Below are 1,003 nucleotides of genomic sequence, written 5' to 3' on the forward strand. Positions count from 1 at the left end.
CGCTTCTAGTATCGCATCGATAGGGCCTTCACCCACACCTTTGATTGCGCCGATACCGTATACAATCGCACCGTTTTCATCAACGTTGAAACGGTATAAACCGGAGTTGATGTCTGGCGGCAACACGGTGAGTTTCATGCGGAAACATTCGTCCACCAGACCAACTACTTTTTCGGTGTTATCCATATCGGCAGTCATTACCGCCGCCATGAATTCAGCTGGATAGTGCGTTTTAAGCCACAACGTTTGGTAAGACACCAGTGCGTAAGCCGCTGAGTGCGATTTGTTAAAACCGTAACCTGCGAACTTTTCTACCAAGTCGAAGATTTTCATCGCCAACTCGCCATCAACACCGTTCTTCACCGCCCCTTCTTCGAAAGTTGCACGCTGCTTGGCCATTTCTTCCGGCTTTTTCTTACCCATCGCACGACGCAGCATGTCCGCACCACCAAGGGTGTAGCCAGACAAAACCTGCGCAATCTGCATTACCTGTTCTTGATACAGAATGATGCCGTACGTCGGATCGAGGATTTCTTTTAGTGACTCGTGTTGCCACTTTTCATCGGGGTAAGAGATCGCTTCTCGGCCATGTTTACGGTCGATAAAGTTATCTACCATGCCCGATTGCAACGGACCCGGACGGAACAAGGCCACCAATGCGATGATGTCTTCAAAACAGTCAGGCTGAAGTCGTTTGATCAGCTCTTTCATACCACGCGATTCAAGCTGGAATACCGCAGTGGTCTCTGAGTTTTGGAGTAAACGAAACGAAGCCGGATCTTCCAAAGGTATCGACTCGATACGAACAGGAGGTTTACCTTCCTTCTCCAAGCGCGGGTTAATCAACCCTAATGCCCAGTCGATAATGGTTAGAGTACGTAGACCCAAGAAGTCAAACTTAACCAGACCAGCAGTTTCTACGTCGTTCTTATCAAACTGAGTTACTGGGAAATGCCCTTCCGCATCCGCATAAATTGGCGCAAAAGTCTGTAATCGTGGTTGG

Annotated in this window: 1 pseudogene; it reads right to left on the reverse strand. The window is 48.7% G+C overall.

The features are described 5' to 3' along the window. Positions 1-1,003, reverse strand: a pseudogene (dnaE, locus tag R7040_RS24955) (DNA polymerase III subunit alpha); the annotation flags it as partial.

It is taken from the genome of Vibrio sp. 1069 (assembly GCF_033340555.1).